The sequence below is a fragment of the Martinezella calliandrae genome (assembly GCF_030272695.1).
Classification (GTDB): domain Bacteria; phylum Pseudomonadota; class Alphaproteobacteria; order Rhizobiales; family Rhizobiaceae; genus Rhizobium; species Rhizobium calliandrae.
This window is the reverse complement of the sequence record NZ_JARFYN010000182.1, coordinates 1-720: the sequence shown is the minus strand read 5'-3', so window position 1 is coordinate 720 and position 720 is coordinate 1. Positions and strand designations below refer to the sequence as shown.

At 57.6% G+C, this 720-nt stretch carries 1 protein-coding gene; it reads right to left on the bottom strand.

The features are described from left to right. Positions 1–720: SOS response-associated peptidase (locus PY650_RS36605; protein WP_285884986.1), on the bottom strand; the 720-nt coding region annotated here is incomplete at both ends.

Here is a 720-nt window from a genome sequence, read left to right as displayed (position 1 = left end):
AGCAATGTTGGCTCCGGATCGTCGTCGGACGGCTCTTCGATCGGCTCGATGATGTCGGGCCGATCGTTTTTCGGCGAACCTACGTCCTTGCCGATCGGCCACATGGTCATCAGCTCAGACGGAAACGGCTTCATGAGGTCATGCGGATCCAGTTCAAAGGAAAGCCAGCGTTCGTAATCTTCCGGATGCAGGATGACCGGCATGCGATCGTGGATCGTCTCCATCAGCTGATTTGGCGGACAGGTGATGATAGCGAGGGTTTTCCGCTCGATGCCGGTTTCTGGATCGCGTCGGCTTGCCCAGATGCCTGCGAGGGCGAAGGGCTCGCCTGATGTCATCGCGATAGCATAGGGCTTCTTGTTTTTGCCGGTTCCATAAATGTCCTTCCATTCGAAAAAGCCATTGATCGGCACCAGACAGCGTTTCGATTTGTAGGAATGCTTGAACATGCCGTTGGTCGAAATGCCTTCCGATCTGGCATTGATCATCGGCCGGCCGGCATCCTTCGCCCACGCCGGGATGAAGCCCCAGCGCGCTGTCGCGAAGACAGGCCCCATGATGTCGGGCTCCTGCACGATCTCGCGGATGATGATCGGATAGTCCTGCTGTGGCGCCCCGTTATAGCGGGGAAAGCTGTTGGACAGCGGTTCGACATCGCCGGGGCCGGCAAAGGCGAAGTTGGCAAGCAGCTCTCTGAGGGATGTTCGAATGTAGATGCGC